Annotated in this window: 9 protein-coding genes; 5 read left to right on the forward strand and 4 right to left on the reverse strand. The window is 42.5% G+C overall.

Going from position 1 to position 17,226, the window contains the following annotated elements:
• Positions 1 to 41: 41 nt before the first annotated feature.
• From E3D81_RS07000 to E3D81_RS07015, 4 genes are all read left to right on the forward strand, one after another.
• On the forward strand, positions 42 to 1,265 hold the full coding sequence (locus E3D81_RS07000) for a deoxyribodipyrimidine photo-lyase (protein WP_134776927.1): 1,224 nt from the start codon (positions 42 to 44) through the stop codon (positions 1,263 to 1,265).
• 75 nt (positions 1,266 to 1,340) lie between these two features.
• Entirely contained in the window at positions 1,341 to 4,079 is a 2,739-nt protein-coding gene (locus E3D81_RS07005; protein ID WP_134776928.1) for a 2-oxoglutarate dehydrogenase E1 component, read from the forward strand.
• A gap of 65 nt (positions 4,080 to 4,144) precedes the next feature.
• On the forward strand, positions 4,145 to 5,398 hold the full coding sequence (gene odhB / locus E3D81_RS07010; RefSeq protein ID WP_134776929.1) for a 2-oxoglutarate dehydrogenase complex dihydrolipoyllysine-residue succinyltransferase: 1,254 nt from the start codon (positions 4,145 to 4,147) through the stop codon (positions 5,396 to 5,398).
• A 76-nt stretch (positions 5,399 to 5,474) separates the two neighbouring features.
• Positions 5,475 to 6,485 (forward strand): hypothetical protein, encoded by a 1,011-nt coding sequence (locus E3D81_RS07015; RefSeq protein ID WP_134776930.1) that lies wholly within the window; start codon positions 5,475 to 5,477, stop codon positions 6,483 to 6,485.
• An 8-nt stretch (positions 6,486 to 6,493) separates the two neighbouring features.
• Here the strand turns inward: E3D81_RS07015 and E3D81_RS07020 are convergent, their stop codons facing one another.
• Together E3D81_RS07020 and E3D81_RS07025 are read right to left on the reverse strand one after the other, a co-directional pair.
• Positions 6,494 to 8,422, reverse strand: coding sequence for an LTA synthase family protein (locus tag E3D81_RS07020; RefSeq protein WP_134776931.1), 1,929 nt, complete (start codon positions 8,420 to 8,422; stop codon positions 6,494 to 6,496).
• Position 8,423: 1 nt separating this feature from the next.
• Positions 8,424 to 10,301, reverse strand: coding sequence for an LTA synthase family protein (locus tag E3D81_RS07025; protein WP_134776932.1), 1,878 nt, complete (start codon positions 10,299 to 10,301; stop codon positions 8,424 to 8,426).
• 171 nt (positions 10,302 to 10,472) lie between these two features.
• Between E3D81_RS07025 and E3D81_RS07030 the strand changes: the two genes are divergently transcribed.
• Positions 10,473 to 13,088 (forward strand): valine--tRNA ligase, encoded by a 2,616-nt coding sequence (locus tag E3D81_RS07030; RefSeq protein ID WP_134776933.1) that lies wholly within the window; start codon positions 10,473 to 10,475, stop codon positions 13,086 to 13,088.
• A 489-nt stretch (positions 13,089 to 13,577) separates the two neighbouring features.
• On the opposite strand, the gene E3D81_RS07035 is transcribed toward E3D81_RS07030, so the two are convergent.
• Both E3D81_RS07035 and E3D81_RS07040 read right to left on the reverse strand, forming a co-directional pair.
• The gene (locus tag E3D81_RS07035; protein WP_134776934.1) at positions 13,578 to 14,084 is read right to left on the reverse strand and encodes a PepSY-like domain-containing protein; all 507 of its coding nucleotides are present in this window, start codon (positions 14,082 to 14,084) and stop codon (positions 13,578 to 13,580) included.
• 72 nt (positions 14,085 to 14,156) lie between these two features.
• Positions 14,157 to 17,222 (reverse strand): efflux RND transporter permease subunit, encoded by a 3,066-nt coding sequence (locus E3D81_RS07040; RefSeq protein WP_134776935.1) that lies wholly within the window; start codon positions 17,220 to 17,222, stop codon positions 14,157 to 14,159.
• Positions 17,223 to 17,226: the final 4 nt, after the last annotated feature.

Here is a 17,226-nt window from a genome sequence, read left to right on the forward strand (position 1 = left end):
AGGCTATATTTGTTAGCATCGCATATTGGGAAAAAAACAACATGAGTAAAAAAGTAGTTCTTGTTTGGTTCAGAAATGATTTAAGATTACACGATAATGAAGTGTTAACGGAAGCACTTCATAAATTCGACCTCGTTATTCCCGTCTTTTGTTTTGATCCGCGATACTACAACAAGAACAAATTTGACCAGTATAATACCGGTTTAAATAGGGCTCTTTTCCAACGTGAAACCGTTTCCCATCTCAAAGATAAATTACAGGCTTTACAGAGTGATCTGATGACCTTCGTGGGTTATCCAGAAGAGATTATCCCCAAGTTATGTGCTAAATATGAGGTTTCGGAGGTGTACCATCACCGTGAAGTAGCCACTCGGGAAACACAGATCTCCGAAATGGTGGAAGCAGCGTTATGGGAACAAAAAATAAACCTGAGGCACTTTATTGGCCACACGCTATACCATAAGGAAGATCTACCCTTCCCTATCAAAGATATACCTGATAAATTTAATATTTTCAGAAAAAAAATAGAACGGGAAAGCAGTGTTCGCAAGCCATTTGACGAACCTAGAGCCATCCCGTCGCCGACTCACCTAGAGGCTACCAAGTTACCTTCTTTAGAAGAACTGGGCTACAGCACAACTGTTGAAGGGATCGACCAGCTGATTCCGGCAGGCGAAACCCACGCCATGGAAAAACTCCAGCAGCTGTTGGATCCAACTTTTCAATCCTTAGCGAATTACACCGAAATTTCACCTTATATAGCCGTTGGTGCCCTGTCGCCGATCTACATTTACGATCAGATGCGCAACTCCAACCTCATCCAGAACAAACGCCGGTACGACCGTTTGATGACGACCCTTTTATGGCGGGATTATTTCCGCTTCATGTTGAAGAAATATCCAAATGTATTCTTCAAATTGAAAGGCAGTCAATCGGAAAAACCGAGTCCCTTTTTAGATGAGAACAAACTGGAACAATGGAAATCGGGAACCACAGGTGACCAAGCGGTGGATGAAGGAATTGCAAAACTGAAGGAAGAAGGAAATATAACCTACGCAGTGAGAAGAATGTTAGCGAGGTATTTTACGCAAAACGTTTCTTCGAATTGGTTGATAGGTGCCGCATTTTTTGAGGAATACCTATTGGACTATGCGCCAGCTACCACGTATGGGTTCTGGTCGCATATGGCTTCCGTAGGAACTAGTGCCAAGGAAAATGTTTCCCAGGACTGGACCGAGTTTCGGAAAAAAGTTGTAAATTATTAAAACTAGCCTAATATTAGGCTGTAAACTTATATTATTATTGCTAAATTTGGCAAAATTTTATCTTACGTATCCAGCATGGACAATATGACATATTTGAGTAATGCCGATTCGAGTTACATCGACGGGTTATATCAATCGTACAAAGCAGACCCGAACTCCGTAGACTTCGGTTGGCAGAAATTTTTCGAAGGATTTGATTTCGGACAAGGTGCAGACCCAGGCACTGTTGCAGCTGATAATGTTTCAGAACACGCGTTAAAAGAAATTGACGTATTGAACATGATCCATGGTTACAGAGACCGTGGACACCTTTTCACACACACAAACCCTGTACGCGAGCGTCGTAAATACTACCCTGGCAAAGAGTTGGAGACCTTTGGTCTTTCCGAGTCCGATATGGACACGGTGTTCAACGCTGGTGTAGAGGTAGGCTTAGGTCCTGCGAAACTACGTGATATCCGCCAATTAATCGAAGATACCTATTGTGAATCTATCGGTGCGGAATTCAAATATATCCGTAACCCTGAAAAAATCAAATGGTTGCAAGACCGTATGGAAGCGGATAGAAACAAACCCAATTATTCCATCGATCAGAAAAAACGCATCTTCAAGAAATTGAACCGTGCTGTCGTTTTTGAAAGCTTTTTGGGTACTAAATTCTTAGGTCAAAAACGTTTCTCCCTAGAGGGTGCAGAAAGTTTGATTCCGGCATTGGATTCGGTGATCGAAACTGGAGCAAGCTTGGGTATTCAGGAATTCATGATCGGAATGGCTCACCGTGGTCGTTTGAACGTGCTTTCCAACATCATGGGTAAACCATACAAAACCATCTTCTCCGAATTTGAAGGTAAGATGTATGCGGAAGAAGATCCGGAATTACAATTTGGTGGTGATGTGAAGTACCACTTAGGTTATTCTTCGGATGTTACCACTGAAGATGGAAAACACATTCATTTATCTTTAGCACCAAACCCTTCTCACCTAGAAACTGTAGATCCGATCGTTGAAGGTATTACACGTTCTAAGATCGATATGAAATACGATGGTGATTCTTCCAAGATTGCACCGATCTTAATCCATGGTGATGCAGCTATCGCTGGTCAAGGGGTGGTATACGAAGTTACACAGATGTCGAAGCTTGAAGGATACCGCACTGGTGGTACCATTCATATCGTTATCAACAACCAAGTTGGATTTACGACCAACTATAAAGATGCACGTTCTGGCACCTATTGTACAGACGTAGCAAAAATCTCTTCCTCACCTGTATTCCATGTGAATGGTGATGATGTAGAAGCAGTAGTTTATGCGATTAATCTTGCGGTAGAATACCGTCAAAAATATAAGACCGATGTTTACATCGATCTATTATGTTACCGTCGTTATGGCCATAATGAGGCTGATGAACCTAAATTCACACAGCCATTATTGTACAAAGCCATTGAAAAGCATCCGAACCCGAAAGAGGTTTATGCTAAAAAATTAATCGACGAGAAATCGGTGGATACGGAGTACTCCAAAGCGATTGAAAAAGAATTCAAGGATTATCTGCAGGAGCAATTGGATGCTGCCAAAAAAGTAGAGAACCTGGAAGAAGAGATCCCTATGTTTGGTGGTGCTTGGAAAGGATTACATGCCGGTAAAAAAGCAGAGATCCATACCACGGTTGACACCAAGGTATCTGACAAGGAATTCTTGAAATTGGCTGGTGAGATCACTTCCCTTCCAAAAGACAAGAAGTTTTTCCGTAAGATTTCGAAATTGTTCGAAGACCGTGCTGCCATGATCAAAAATGACAGTTACGATTGGGCAATGGGCGAGTTAATGGCTTATGCTACTTTATTGGATGAAGGAAAACGCGTTCGTATCTCCGGACAGGATGTTCAACGTGGTACTTTCTCGCATCGCCATGCCGTATTAACCCTAGAAGATTCAGAAGAAAAATACATCCCATTGGCAAATGTAAATGGTGGTGAGCGTTTCAATATCTACAACTCCCTACTTTCCGAGTATGCAGTTTTAGGTTTTGAATATGGCTATGCATTGGCTAATCCGCAAGCCCTGACCATTTGGGAAGCCCAATTCGGTGACTTCTACAATGGTGCACAAATCATCGTAGACCAATACCTTTCCAGCGCTGAAACCAAATGGAAGCGTTCGAACGGATTGGTGATGATGTTGCCTCATGGTATGGAAGGTCAAGGTCCAGAACACTCTTCAGGACGTATTGAGCGTTTCTTGGAATTATGTGCAAACGACAATATGATCATTGCCAATTGTACTACACCAGCAAACTACTTCCACTTATTGCGCCGTCAATTAGTTCGAAACTTCCGTAAACCATTGGTCGTATTTACACCGAAGAGTTTGTTGCGCCACCCGAAAGTGGTTTCTAAATTAACAGACTTTACGAAAGAGAATTTCCAAGAGGTAATCGATGATAGCTACGCAAAACCAACTACGGTAAAACGCGTATTGTTCTGTTCCGGAAAGATTTATTACGATCTATTGGAAAAACAACAGGCGGATAAACGTACAGATGTAGCAATCGTGAGGATAGAACAAATTTATCCGGCACCAGTCGAGCAATTGCAAGCGATCCATAAGCGCTATAAAAATGCCAAAGAATTTATCTGGGTTCAGGAGGAAAATGAGAACATGGGTGCTTGGCCATATTACTGCCGTACCTTACGCAGAACGGATATTGAATTCACGGATTATATCGCACGTACAGCAAGCGGTAGCCCAGCTACAGGTTACATGAAAAAACACGTAGCACAACAAGAAGCAATAATTAACAAATCATTCGAATAAACAAAATGTTAGACCGTCCGTTATATATAAGGAATATGTAACGGACGGTTTTAAAAAAGAACTATATGAGCTTAGAAATCAAAGTGCCTTCGGTAGGCGAATCAATCACCGAGGTAACCTTGGCCCAATGGCTAAAACAAGATGGCGATTACGTTGAAATGGACGAGAATATTGCCGAATTGGAATCAGACAAAGCAACGTTTGAATTACCAGCAGAGAAAGCTGGTATCCTACGTATCATCGCACAAGAGGGTGATACCTTAGAGATCGGAGCTGTTGTATGTACCATTGAAGAAGGCGATGCTCCTGCTGCTGGTGGATCTGAGAAATCAGAAGCCGCTCCAGCGAAGGAAGAAGCTGCTGCACCTGCAAAAGGCGAAACTGCTGCATCGGTTGATGAAAACCCAGATAGCTATGCTGCTGGCACCGCATCTCCTGCTGCTGCAAAAATCCTTAGGGAAAAAGGTATCGATCCTTCCAGCATCAAGGGAACTGGTAAAGATGGAAGAATCACCAAAGAAGATGCTGAAAAAGCTCAAGCATCTGCTCCAAAAGCAGAATCAAAACCTGCCGCTGCACCTGCCGCTGCAAAACCTGCAGCTCCTGCTGTAGCTGGTGAACGTGCTGAACGTCGTGAAAAAATGAGTTCATTGCGTAAAACCATCGCTAAGCGTTTGGTAGCAGTGAAGAACGAAACGGCTATGTTGACTACGTTCAACGAAGTGAACATGCAGCCGATTATGGATCTAAGAGCGAAATACAAAGACTCTTTCAAAGAGAAACACGGTATCGGACTAGGATTCATGTCTTTCTTCACTAAAGCGGTAACAACTGCCTTGAAAGAATGGCCTGCAGTAAATGCTCGTATCGATGAAAATGAAATCGTTTATTCTGATTTCGCTGATGTTTCCATCGCTGTTTCTGCACCTAAAGGATTGGTAGTACCAGTGATCAGAAATGCAGATGCGATGTCTCTTCACCAAATTGAAAAAGCAATTGCTGAATTGGCTGGAAAAGCACGCGACAATAAATTAACAATCGACGAAATGACCGGTGGTACATTTACCATTACCAATGGTGGTGTATTCGGATCCATGATGTCTACACCTATCATCAATGCACCTCAATCAGCTATTTTAGGTATGCACAACATCATTCAACGCCCTATCGCGGAGAATGGTCAAGTGGTAATCCGTCCGATGATGTACATTGCACTTTCTTATGACCACCGTATCATCGACGGTCGTGAGTCGGTAAGCTTCTTGGTACGTGTTAAACAATTGTTGGAAGATCCAGCTCGTTTATTGTTGGAAGTATAATTCCTACCAGATATAAGGAAAAGGCAGTCGAATTAAATCGGCTGCCTTTTTCTATTTTATTGCTATATTGCCGCCTATGAAGGCTTCATCATTCCAAAAACTAACCCTTATCCTGTTTTCTGTTTTCTTGGGGATACATACGGTTTCTGCCCAAAACATCGGATTAAAAGTAGATTTTCTTGGCTACGCAGATAATAGGGAATATAAAGCGCCTTATACCCAGGCGAAGACATTTTTTGGAGCGACCATCTCCCCCAAACTCTATTTTCAACTGGAGGAAAACCACCGACTGTATGGCGGGGTGCATTTCAATCAGGAATTTGGAATAAACAAGGAAAACAAAAGCCGAATAAACCCCATCGCTTATTACAATTATAAAACCGAACATATTGATTTTGCGCTAGGATTTATCCCTCGCTATGAACGAACCAAGGATATTCATCGCATGGTGCTAGCGGATACTTTTCAATACGACCGGCCTAATCTGGAAGGGATGTATTTTCAGTACAAGAAGAATGGTTTCCAGCAGGCGGTATTTATTGATTGGACCAGCAAACAGGGGTACAGTCATCGGGAACAGTTTATTGCAGGGATATCCGGAAAATACCAGACCGGTATTTTCTATGTTCAGAATGAAGGAATCTTATACCATAATGCCCTGACATCCAACGATAGTATTGATGAACATATCCAGGACAATGCGGTGGTGATGTTAAGGTTAGGACTGGATCTGAGTGACAAAACGCTGTTAGATTCCTTGACTTTGGATGCTGGAGCTACCTATGGATTCGACCGCGTAAGATCGGTGTATGACATGCAGAAATCACCGGGTTTTATAGCTAATCTTTACCTGGGCTATAAGCGGTTTTTCCTGGCGAATAGTCTCTATTTGGGGAAAGCGGTAAACCTACCTCAGGGAGATCCTTTCTACCATCGCGATACCTATAACCGATTGGATCTGGGTTGGATCCCTTTCCAAACGGATAGAATAGAAGGAAAGTTTTCAGCTTCCTTCCATATTTCGGATGGTTTCTTTGATAACCAGCAACAGTTTACCCTCCGGTATCGATTCGGGAAGGATTGGTAATTTTTCCCCTATTTGGCAGTTAGTTTATTATGGATCATCCGGTAATTGTATTGTTGGATGAATGCCTGGACCGTAATCTTCATATCTTCCTGTACGTCTGCTTCCTTACCCAATAAGTTCTTCTTCAATAAAGCATCCTGGCGCAGATTATATAGGGATTTCACCTCATCATTGTCATAGGTCATGAAATAATCGCCTTTGAAAATATTATAGGAGCCACCGCCAATATTACTGATAAGGAAATTGTTGGTATCCGGTGCAAAGGCATCAAAGCCAAAGGAAAAATAGGCCTGGTCATAGCCCAGGTAATTCAATACGGTAGGCATGATATCGATCTGTTGCACCAATTTATCCGACATTCCTTTCAGCTCTCCTCCTGGATAATAAAAGATGATAGGAATGGAAAATGAATTGGGTAAAGTATGGTATTCATCGAAAAAACTCATACTGGCATGGTCTGCACAGATCACGAACAGGGTATTCTTGTACCAAGGCTTTGTTTTTGCGGTCTCAAAGAAACGTTTCAGGGAATGATCCGCATAGCCGATCGGTTCATGAAGGGCCAAGGTTCCTTTCGGAAATTTCCCTTCGTACTGTTCAGGGACTTTAAAGGGATGGTGGGAGGATAGGGAAAAGAAACTGCTGAAGAAAGGTTCTTTTAGGTGATCCATTTCATTGGCCATGTACTGCATAAAGGGTTCATCCCAAATACCCCAGATCCCATCAAAATCTGCATCGTTGTTGTATTCCGTTTTTCCGAAATACTTTTTGATACCCGCCAATTGCATGTAAGCGGAAAAGCCCATGCTACCGTTTGGTGCACCATGAAAGAAAGCGGTTTCATAGCCTTTATCGCCTAATAGTTTGGCGATGCTGGTTGTTTTATTGCCCGAATAGATGGAGAGCACAAACGGTTCTCCGATGGACGGGATTCCGGTAATAACGGAAGGTAGTGCATCGATGGATTTGCGACCATTGGCATAGGAACGGTTAAAGGTATACGATTGGGTAATCAAGGAATCCAAAAAGGGGGTATAGCCTTTATAGTTTCCTCCATCCAATTGTTTATTATAAAAACCAATATGCTCCTTTCCAAAACTTTCCAGGATCAGGAAAACCACATTCAGCTTATTGAAGTTGCTGGAATCTTTGGGCTGATGGATAACTGGATAAATGTTTTCCAGGTCTTTTTCGGAAAAATAATTTTTCTCCTTATAGGTCACTGCTTTAAGGGTTTTCAGAACGGAAAAAGGAGTGTTGAGCACAATGTTCATCTCCTCCGGAGATTTGACATAGTCTCCGGCATTACTCAAGGTAATTGGTCGTGTACTGTGCGCCCATCCTCCCCTAACGCCTCCAATAAAGAAAAAAGCAACCAGCAGTAGACCTACCGCTTGAACCGCATAGAATGGCCAAGCCAGTTTTTTGGGACGCTGTAATTTGATCAGGTCATAACCTTTCGCCAACAACCAGGCGATCAGGACAAATACGATCAGCAGGTACCAGTAATCGATCAGAAAATCTATGGTGAGCCTCAAGAGGTTATCTTCGTTAGCGAACTGGCTAAAAACGGTCCCTGTTGTTCTTTTCAGGGTAAAAGGGTAATAGGCATAATCGATAAGGTTCAATCCAATTCCGATGGAATTACTGACTACAAATAGCCATTTGCCAACCTTTTGATATTTTGGATGGTATTTGAACGGAATGGGCAAGGCGAACATCAAAATATAAAGGATATTGATGTAGAAAAGCGCCACAATATCAAAACGGATCCCCCCAAACATCATGTACATCAGCTCACTGGTACTTATCCCAGGAAATTGGCTGAGGTTGATCCAGTAGAATCCCAATCGTAATACGGCATAAATTATCAGCATCCCTAGAATTCGTAGGGTAATAGCGATATAGGGTCCGAACCAGCTGTTTAACTTAATCATGTTAATAATTCATAAAGTCTTGGTAGACTTCTTGGTAATATGCTTTTGCAATATTCAAGAGACTATCGGTTTTCGATTTTGGATAGTCCTTGTTTTTCATATAATTGATGGAGTTTCCTACTTGATCGTAGGAAATTTCTTGATCCTGCTGAATGATTCCAAAGGAATTTTTGGAATTGTAGAAGGCGATAGAAGGCGTTTGGGGATCCAGGAGATCTCGGCTCCATCTGTACCGATATGCAGGTATTCCTAATTGCTTGAACAGTGTGGCCAGCAAATCATTCTGGTTACCAATTTTCTCCACTTTTAACCCTCTGTAGGCAGGTTTGATCACCTCTCCAAAGAAAACCATCGGAATATGGAACCTGTTGGGGTGGGTAATATCAAATTTTTCACTCGGCAAACGGTGTCCATGATCAGCGACCAGCACAAATAAGGTGTTTTTATACCAGGCTGTTTTTTTGGCCTGTTCCAAGAAGTCCATGATAACGGAATCGGTATAATAAGCCGTACTCCGAAATTTGTCGGCATTGGATTTATCACCAAATTTATAGCCGTTGTTTAAGGTGAATGGCTCATGGTTGTTCAAAGTGAACAAGCTATAGAAAAATGGTTGTTTTTCTTTTTGGATATCTTTCAACATCCGATTGAAAACCACATGATCATAAACTCCCCAAGAGGATCGTTCTTCCAATGGATTGAAGTTATGGTTATCAATAACCTCTTCCACCCCATGGGCCAACATGTAGGATTTCATATTGTAGAATTCGGATTGCCCACCATGGTAAAAAGCCGACCGATAGCCTAAGCTATCCAATTCCTGCCCCATTCCTGGGAGGTTCTCATGCTTGTCGATGTATTTGATAATACTTTCTGGCCCTTGGCCCGGAAAAGCACTGAATATACCAATGATGCCTTTGTCCGAACGATCGGAAGTGGCGTAGATATGCTGGAAGAATACACCCTGCTGCATTATTTTCTCCAGGTTAGGGCTTACCCCTTTTTCCCCGCCAAGCGATTCAACCAGATCTGCGGTAAAGCTTTCCAGAACCAATAAAACAATGTTTGGCCGGGTATTGGTCAAGATCTGAAGACTGGAATCTTGGGCTTGGGTAAAAACAGGTTTTAATATTTTCTTTCTTTCCTCCGGTTCAAAATAGAGATAAGGAGAATGGTTTCTTCTATTGCTGCTGAAATATTCTTTCAACAAGGCATATTGGGTATTCACCGCAGCGTGGTTATAGAATGCTTCGGAGGAGAAATAGGCCCTGCTGGGGTTTAGTGGTGCTCTTCCGTATCCTCCGCGGATAAAAGTGAACAACAATCCAGCTATAAGAACAAACAGCAACACAACAGCGGTTGGTTTATGGAAATTACGATAGCGCAAGTTCTTGAACAGCGTTGTATATAACCAATAGGAAAGTCCTACTCCCAGAATTATCCCCATTATCGGTATGAATATTGGCGTCGATTCTGCAGAAGCTAAAGCGCCCATGGCATCTTCCAGAACGGCATCAACAGCACGCTTAGAAATCTTATCCCCCCACTCTCGGTAGATATTCACGTTGATAAACATGGTCAGGAAAAAGAGAATTAAGACCAACATGGTATATACATGTAATGGCTTCAGCCCCCATCTCATCTTGGGAATAAAATAGGAAAGGAAATAAAAAAGAAAGGGAATAGCGCAGATGTAGGCCGCTACGGAAAAATCTAGGGATAGTCCATGCCAATAAATCTCCAATACATCCATGAACCCACCTTCTCCGATCTTCTCCGAAAATGAAGCAATAAATACCGCCCTGTCGATAAAACAGATGATTAACCAAAAGGCAAAATACCGCAGTAAAATATTGAATTCATGGACAAGTCTTTGCATGAGTCTTGCTATTTTGACCGCCAAAAATACACTTAATAATCTTTAGCTAACACTTTCTTAACAATAATTTACAATTGGAAGGCTTTCCATGCATTAAATTATACCTCAGGCATGTGAAAAGCGGCGATTATTGCGTATTTTTGTATCCTTTTAGAATCTATTTAATACGTAATGAGCATAGCAAAGACCTACAGTCCCAAAGAAGCCGAAGAGAAGTGGTATTCTTACTGGATGTCGAATGGATTTTTTCGTTCGGTACCAGACGATCGTGAGCCTTATACAATTGTGATGCCTCCACCGAATGTGACTGGAGTATTGCATATGGGCCACATGTTGAATAATACGATCCAGGATGTGTTGATCCGTCGTGCCCGCATGCAAGGTAAAAATGCCTGCTGGGTACCTGGAACTGACCATGCATCCATCGCTACGGAGGCTAAAGTCGTCGCTATGTTGAAAGAAAAGGGCATCGACAAGAAATCCATCTCCAGGGAGGAGTTCTTGAAATATGCTTGGGAATGGAAAGAGAAGTATGGTGGCATCATCCTGAAGCAACTGGAGAAGTTAGGTGCATCCTGCGATTGGGAAAGAACCAAATTCACCATGGATCCGGACCTTTCTGAAGCGGTTTTAGATACTTTCATCAAGTTCTACAAGGAAGGCTATATCTATCGTGGCGTACGAATGGTAAACTGGGATCCGCAAGGAAAAACAGCCCTTTCTGATGAGGAAGTTATCCGCAAGGAAGTGAACCAAAAACTGTATTATATCCGCTATAACATCAAGGATAGTAAGGAATACGTGATCATTGCGACCACACGTCCTGAAACGATTATGGCCGATACGGCTATTTGTATCAACCCGAACGATGAGCGTTATACCCATCTTCAAGGTAAATCCGTATTGGTTCCATTGATCAATCGGGAAATTCCGATCATCCAGGATGAATATGTAGAAATGGAATTTGGTACAGGATGTTTAAAGGTTACTCCTGCCCATGATCTGAATGACTACGAATTGGGTCAAAAACATAATCTGCCAGTTATCGATATTTTGAACGATGATGGTACTTTGAATGAAAAGGCAGAGATCCTGATCGGTGAAGATCGTTTTGCTGCTCGTAAGAAAGTGGCTGTGCTGTTGGAAGAAGCAGGTCAGATTGAAAAGATTGAAGATTACAAATCTCAGGTAGGATTTTCGGAACGTACAGACGCCGCCATCGAACCAAAGCTATCCATGCAATGGTTCCTGAAAATGGACGAGCTCTCGAAGCCTGCCCTAGAATATGTGGAAGATGGAACCATTAAATTGATTCCAGAGAAATTCTTTGCTTCCTATAAACATTGGATGGAAAATGTGAAGGATTGGTGTATCTCCCGTCAATTATGGTGGGGACAACGTATCCCGGCATGGTTCAATGAGAAGAATGAATTCGTAGTTGCAAAAACCGAAGCAGAAGCAATTGCTGAATTCGAGCAACAGGGAAAAACTTCGGTTGGTATCCGGCAGGAAGACGATGTATTGGATACCTGGTTTTCGTCAGGCTTATGGCCATTGTCGGTTTTTGATGGTGTCCGTAATCCGGAGAATCCGGAATTCCAATATTATTACCCAACCAATGATTTGGTAACCGCGCCTGAAATCTTATTCTTCTGGGTGGCGAGAATGATCATTATGGGCCATGATTATACGCAGAAACCTCCTTTCAGAAATGTGTATCTAACGGGTATCGTAAGGGATAAATTGGGTAGGAAGATGTCCAAATCCTTAGGTAACTCACCTGATCCGATCGAATTGATGGAGCAGTATGGTACCGATGGGGTTCGCGTAGGTATGTTGTTGTCCTCTCCTGCAGGAAATGACTTGATGTTTGATGTGTCCTATTGTGAGCAAGGAAGGAATTTTGCCAATAAGATTTGGAATGCGTTCCGTTTGGTAAAAGGATGGGAAGTTGTGGATTCTCCTGCGACTGAGGCGCAGAAAATGTCTGCTGATTGGTTTGAAAACAGGTTTAACCAGGCCTTGGTAGAGATCAATGAGCATTTTGCAAACTATAGATTATCAGATGCCTTAATGGCAACCTATAAATTGATCTGGGATGATTTCTGTGCTTGGTATTTGGAGCTGATCAAACCGGCTTATCAATCGCCGATCGAAAGGGAGACTTTGGATACGGCATTAGGATTGTTCCAAAAAGTGCTTAAGTTGGCACATCCGTTTATGCCTTTCTTAACAGAGGAATTGTGGCATGATGAGATCTTTGGAATTAGAGAAGAAAAGGATTGTATTATTGTTGCGGAGTTCCCGGAACCTCAGGGTTTTGATGAGGAGCAGATCAAGGAGTTTGCTACGGTTCAACAGATTATTTCGGAGGTGAGGAATATCCGTAATTCTAAGGGTATTTCGCCGAAAGTGGCTCTTCCATTGGCGATCAATGCAAGTAATATCGATTATAGTAAGTACCAGGATAGTATTAAGAAGTTAGCGAATATTGAGGAGCTGACTTTTGTGAAGGAGAAGGTTGCTGGAGCGGTAAGCTTCTTGGCGGGAAAAGATGAGTGTTATATTGCCCTGGAGAATAATATTGATGTGGATGCGGAAAAGGAAAGGATTGGGAAGGAAATTGAGTATTTGAAAGGATTTTTGGTTTCTGTGGAGAAAAAGCTTTCTAATGAGCGATTTGTTCAGAATGCGAAGCCTGAGGTTGTTCAGAACGAGCAGAATAAGAAAGATGACGCGATAGCGAAGATCAAGATCTTGGAAGAGAGTTTGGCGAGTTTGGGGTAGTGTGAGGTAGTTATTAAACCCCGTCAATGCGTGAGCTCGTGAGCGAGGACTGCGTCATTGCGAGGAACGAAGCAATCTTTCAACCGTCATTGCGAGGAACGAAGCAATCTTCACCCATGTCATGCTGAGCGAAGTCGAAGCATCTAAATATGGTATCCGTACAGATCCTTCGACTACGCTCAGGATGACAAAGACCGATCAGGATGACAAAGACTGATCAGGATGGCAAAGACCGATCAGAATGACAAAGAATGATCAGAGTGACAAAGTCCAAAGATTGCTTCCTCGTACCTCCTCGCAATGACGCAGAGTATAACAATTACATGCAAACAAAAAAATAGCCTCAGCAAAACACTGAGGCTATTTCTATTATTCTTATCCAATTTTTATTCTTTCAACAATCTAAATTTATTCAATAATCTAAATTCTAATTATTCTTTTAAAAATCTAAATTCTTTCAACAATCTAATTTCTTATCCCTCCAAAAACCTACTTCTCTTCCCGAACAAACTTCCCATTCAAATCAAAATAAAGATCCACATCATTCGCCAATTCCAATTCATAACCAGTCGGTTCCTTATCAATCATATGCACGGCTACATTTCCATGATTAGTCTTTAAATAATCCTGAATAGCTGTCGGTATTGCAGATAAAGGAACATTCTTCTGATCCTCTACGCTAATCTCCATCCAATTACCATCCGCATCAAAATCCAATTCTGTTCCATCGGCCAACTTAACCTCATATAAAGTACCATCTGCATCAGCTACCCCTTTCTTTTCGGTTTTGCTAATAGCTGTTGTCCCAAAATGCTGCTCAATAAATTTTTTAGCCGCATCAGGAATCTCTCCATTATCCATCGCTGAAGCATTGCTGTTAACAGGTTTTGTCTCCACATTACCCGCCGGATCTGTCGTAGTAACCGTTTCTTGTCTATTCTGATTATTACAGGATATCATCAATAAAGCGAATCCTAAAACACTAAGTAACTTCATCTTTTTTTTCTTTAATTACCTCTTATTCTTTAACATAGAATAAGATTTCTTATCCATAGAACACAGTAACCCCTAAATTGTTTTCTCGGATTCCACATCAATCTTTGGTGGAATCAATTTATACACCACCGGAGTCACTACCCGCGATAATAAGGTCGAACTGATCAAACCACCAATCATCACAATAGCCAATGGCGAGATCAACGGATTTGAAGACCATGCAATGGGCAACAATCCACCAATAGCCGTAAGCGATGTCAAGATAATCGGCAAAAACCTCAACTCCCCTGCCTTTTCGATCGCCTCGTTCAACTCCACCCCTTCCCTTCGCAACTGATTAGTAAAATCAACCAAAAGAATGGTATTCTTCACCTCTATCCCGGCCAAGGCAACTATTCCGATCGTAGCCACAAAAGACAAGGTATTTCCAGTAACCAACAAGGCAATTACCGCCCCAACAATTCCCAAAGGAATCACCGACAAGACAATCAAGGTACTTTTAAACGTTTTGAATTCCAAGATCAACACCGCAATAAACATAAAAACCGTAATCATGATGATGGTTCCAAATCCACCGAAGGCCATTTCCCGGCTTTCCACCTCACCCCCCATTTCATAGCTGTACCCAGCTGGAAAAGGAAACTCATCCATCTGCTTGATCACATCGTTGATCACCTCATCATTTCCAAAACCCTTTGCAACAAAGGAATTCACGGCGACCATCCGAATCTTATCCTGGTGGTAAATATTGGCCGGGGATACTTCAAAGCTAAAGCTTGCCAACTGCGATAAAGGAATGGAAGTACCCGCTACATTATCCACAAAAACCTGCTCCAAGGTACTTAAATCAGCTTCCTTACCCCGAGGCACCGTCACTAGAATATCATACTCATTATCATCCGAATTAGGATCCGTATAAGTTCCAACCGAATACCCCGCCAATGCAATACGGATGGTCTGGTCGATAGAAGAAGTTGGCACACCTAAAGCCATCGCCTTCTCTTTATTGATATCAACCCTAATATCCGTTTTATTGTTTTTGATCGGGTTATTGACATATTCCGAACCCGCGGTATTCTTCAACAATTCCTCTACCCGATAGGATAAGGCCTGAAGCGTATCCAGGTTTTCCCCAAATATCCGTACCTCCACCGGAGAAATAACCGGAACTCCCTGTTCGAAATCCCTCACCTCGATCTTAGCATCCAAATAAGGTGTCCATTTAGCCCGTAAAGATTCAATCAGCGCCAATTTTTCCTTATACTTTACATCCTCATGCAATTGAACAAAAATATCCGCATAGGCCTGATCCTCACTCCCTTGTTGCATGTTGTAATACACCCGCGGATTCCCCTTCCCTACGTTACTCGTAAAATACTTGACCGAAGGGATCTGCTTCAATTCCGCCTCGATCTGCTTGGTTATACTATCCGTTTGCTGTATGTTTGCCTGCAAAGTCGTATTGATGTGGATCATGAACTGCGGTTTCTCCGAAGGCGGAAAGAGGCTAAAGCCTACCACCGGTATCAGCGCCAAAGATCCCAGGAAAATCGCCAAAGCAATCAAGGTTGTGCGTCCCGGATGCTTCAAGGCTTTGTCTAGGAAAACCCCATAGCTTTTATGGATAATGTTCTGCATCCCCCTTAGGATAGCATTTCCTCCTTCATGTTCATGCGGTTTCAAAAGTTTACTCGCCAAGAAAGGCACCACCAATAACGCGATCAACATGGAACCCACCACCGATGAAATCACGGCAATAGGCATACTCCGAATAAATTCCCCCGCCATTTCCGGCATGAACACCAATGGCATAAATGCAATCACCAAGGTCACCGTACAGCCAACAACTGCCAAAGCAATCTGTTCTGTTCCTTTGATGGAGGCTTCAAATCGGCTATATCCTTCCCGCATCCATCGTTCAATATTTTCCACCACCACAATACTATCATCCACCACCAGACCCAAGGCTACCACAAAACCTACGATACTCAATTGATTAAGGGAATAACCAAAGGAATTCATGGCAATTACCCCTAGCCCCAAAGAAAGCGGGATAGCAATCATAACCACTGCTGATGCCCTAATCCCTAAAGGAAGCAAGGTGATCAATACCAAGGTAATGGCAATGGCAAAATCAATCCCCAAGCCGCTCAGCCGTTTGTTCACATTCTCGGCCTGATCAAAATTCAGTTGCAGATCCACATCCTTCGGTAGGCTCTCCTTGAATTTTGCCAGGACAGCCAAATATTCCTTTTGGGTGTCGGAAATGTTCATCCCTTCTTTTTGGGCCGCATTGATCAATAAACAATGGAACCCATTCAAACGGGTCTTATGGCTTGCACTCGCGAAGGTCGGATATACATTTGCCACTTCCCGCAGCATGATATTCTTGCCACCATTACTGGAAATGATCGTATTGGAAATATCTTCTATAGCCTGGTAATTTCCCGATGTTTTTACGCTATAGGTTTGCGTACCGGCCTTTATACTTCCGGCAGGAATATTCTGGTTCTCCGTCTGCACCGCCTGAATCACGCGGTTCAAGGGGATCTTTAATTCCGCTAATTTAGCCTGATCGATATCGATTCGAACCTGTTGATCGGCTAATCCGGAAACTTCCACATTTTTTAAGGCTTTTACCTTCTCGAGTTCCTGCTTCAGCTTGTCGGATAATTCCTTCATTTTGCTGAGGGAAGCACTCTCGGAGATCAAGGCCATCTGCACCACACTTACATTCGTAGGATCAATCTTCATCACCTCCATACTGTAAATATTGTCCGGCAGACTTGGACGAGCGGCATTCAACTCCCGCACCAATTCCTGGTACTTTTCATCATAGCCCTCCCCGTACTCAAACTCCACAAAAAAGGAAGCTACAGAATTGCTAATCGAAGTTTTGATATTCTTAACATTGTCCAAGGAATAGAACCGCGTTTCCAAAGGTTTTACAATCAATTGCTCCATATCCTTTGGATTGGTTCCCGGATGGATAACAATTATGGGAAAACTAACCGCTTTCATGTCCGGGTCCTCTGCCCGGGGCATGGTCAGGATCGAACTCACCGCAACCACCATAATCATCAGAACCATGATCAGGGTGAATTGATAATTCCGAATCGGATATTTTATTAAACTCATGATC

The organism is Sphingobacterium sp. CZ-2 (assembly GCF_004526235.1).
GTDB classification, from domain to species: Bacteria; Bacteroidota; Bacteroidia; order Sphingobacteriales; family Sphingobacteriaceae; genus Sphingobacterium; species Sphingobacterium tenebrionis.

What these genes read in the sequence shown, in the direction of transcription:
- E3D81_RS07040 (WP_134776935.1), bottom strand. Translation starts at nt 17,222, where the DNA reads ATGAGTTTAATAAAATATCCGATTCGGAATTATCAATTCACCCTGATC.
- E3D81_RS07015 (WP_134776930.1), top strand. Translation starts at nt 5,475, where the DNA reads ATGAAGGCTTCATCATTCCAAAAACTAACCCTTATCCTGTTTTCTGTT.
- E3D81_RS07020 (WP_134776931.1), bottom strand. Translation starts at nt 8,422, where the DNA reads ATGATTAAGTTAAACAGCTGGTTCGGACCCTATATCGCTATTACCCTA.
- E3D81_RS07030 (WP_134776933.1), top strand. Translation starts at nt 10,473, where the DNA reads ATGAGCATAGCAAAGACCTACAGTCCCAAAGAAGCCGAAGAGAAGTGG.
- odhB (WP_134776929.1), top strand. Translation starts at nt 4,145, where the DNA reads ATGAGCTTAGAAATCAAAGTGCCTTCGGTAGGCGAATCAATCACCGAG.
- E3D81_RS07000 (WP_134776927.1), top strand. Translation starts at nt 42, where the DNA reads ATGAGTAAAAAAGTAGTTCTTGTTTGGTTCAGAAATGATTTAAGATTA.
- E3D81_RS07035 (WP_134776934.1), bottom strand. Translation starts at nt 14,084, where the DNA reads ATGAAGTTACTTAGTGTTTTAGGATTCGCTTTATTGATGATATCCTGT.
- E3D81_RS07025 (WP_134776932.1), bottom strand. Translation starts at nt 10,301, where the DNA reads ATGCAAAGACTTGTCCATGAATTCAATATTTTACTGCGGTATTTTGCC.
- E3D81_RS07005 (WP_134776928.1), top strand. Translation starts at nt 1,341, where the DNA reads ATGGACAATATGACATATTTGAGTAATGCCGATTCGAGTTACATCGAC.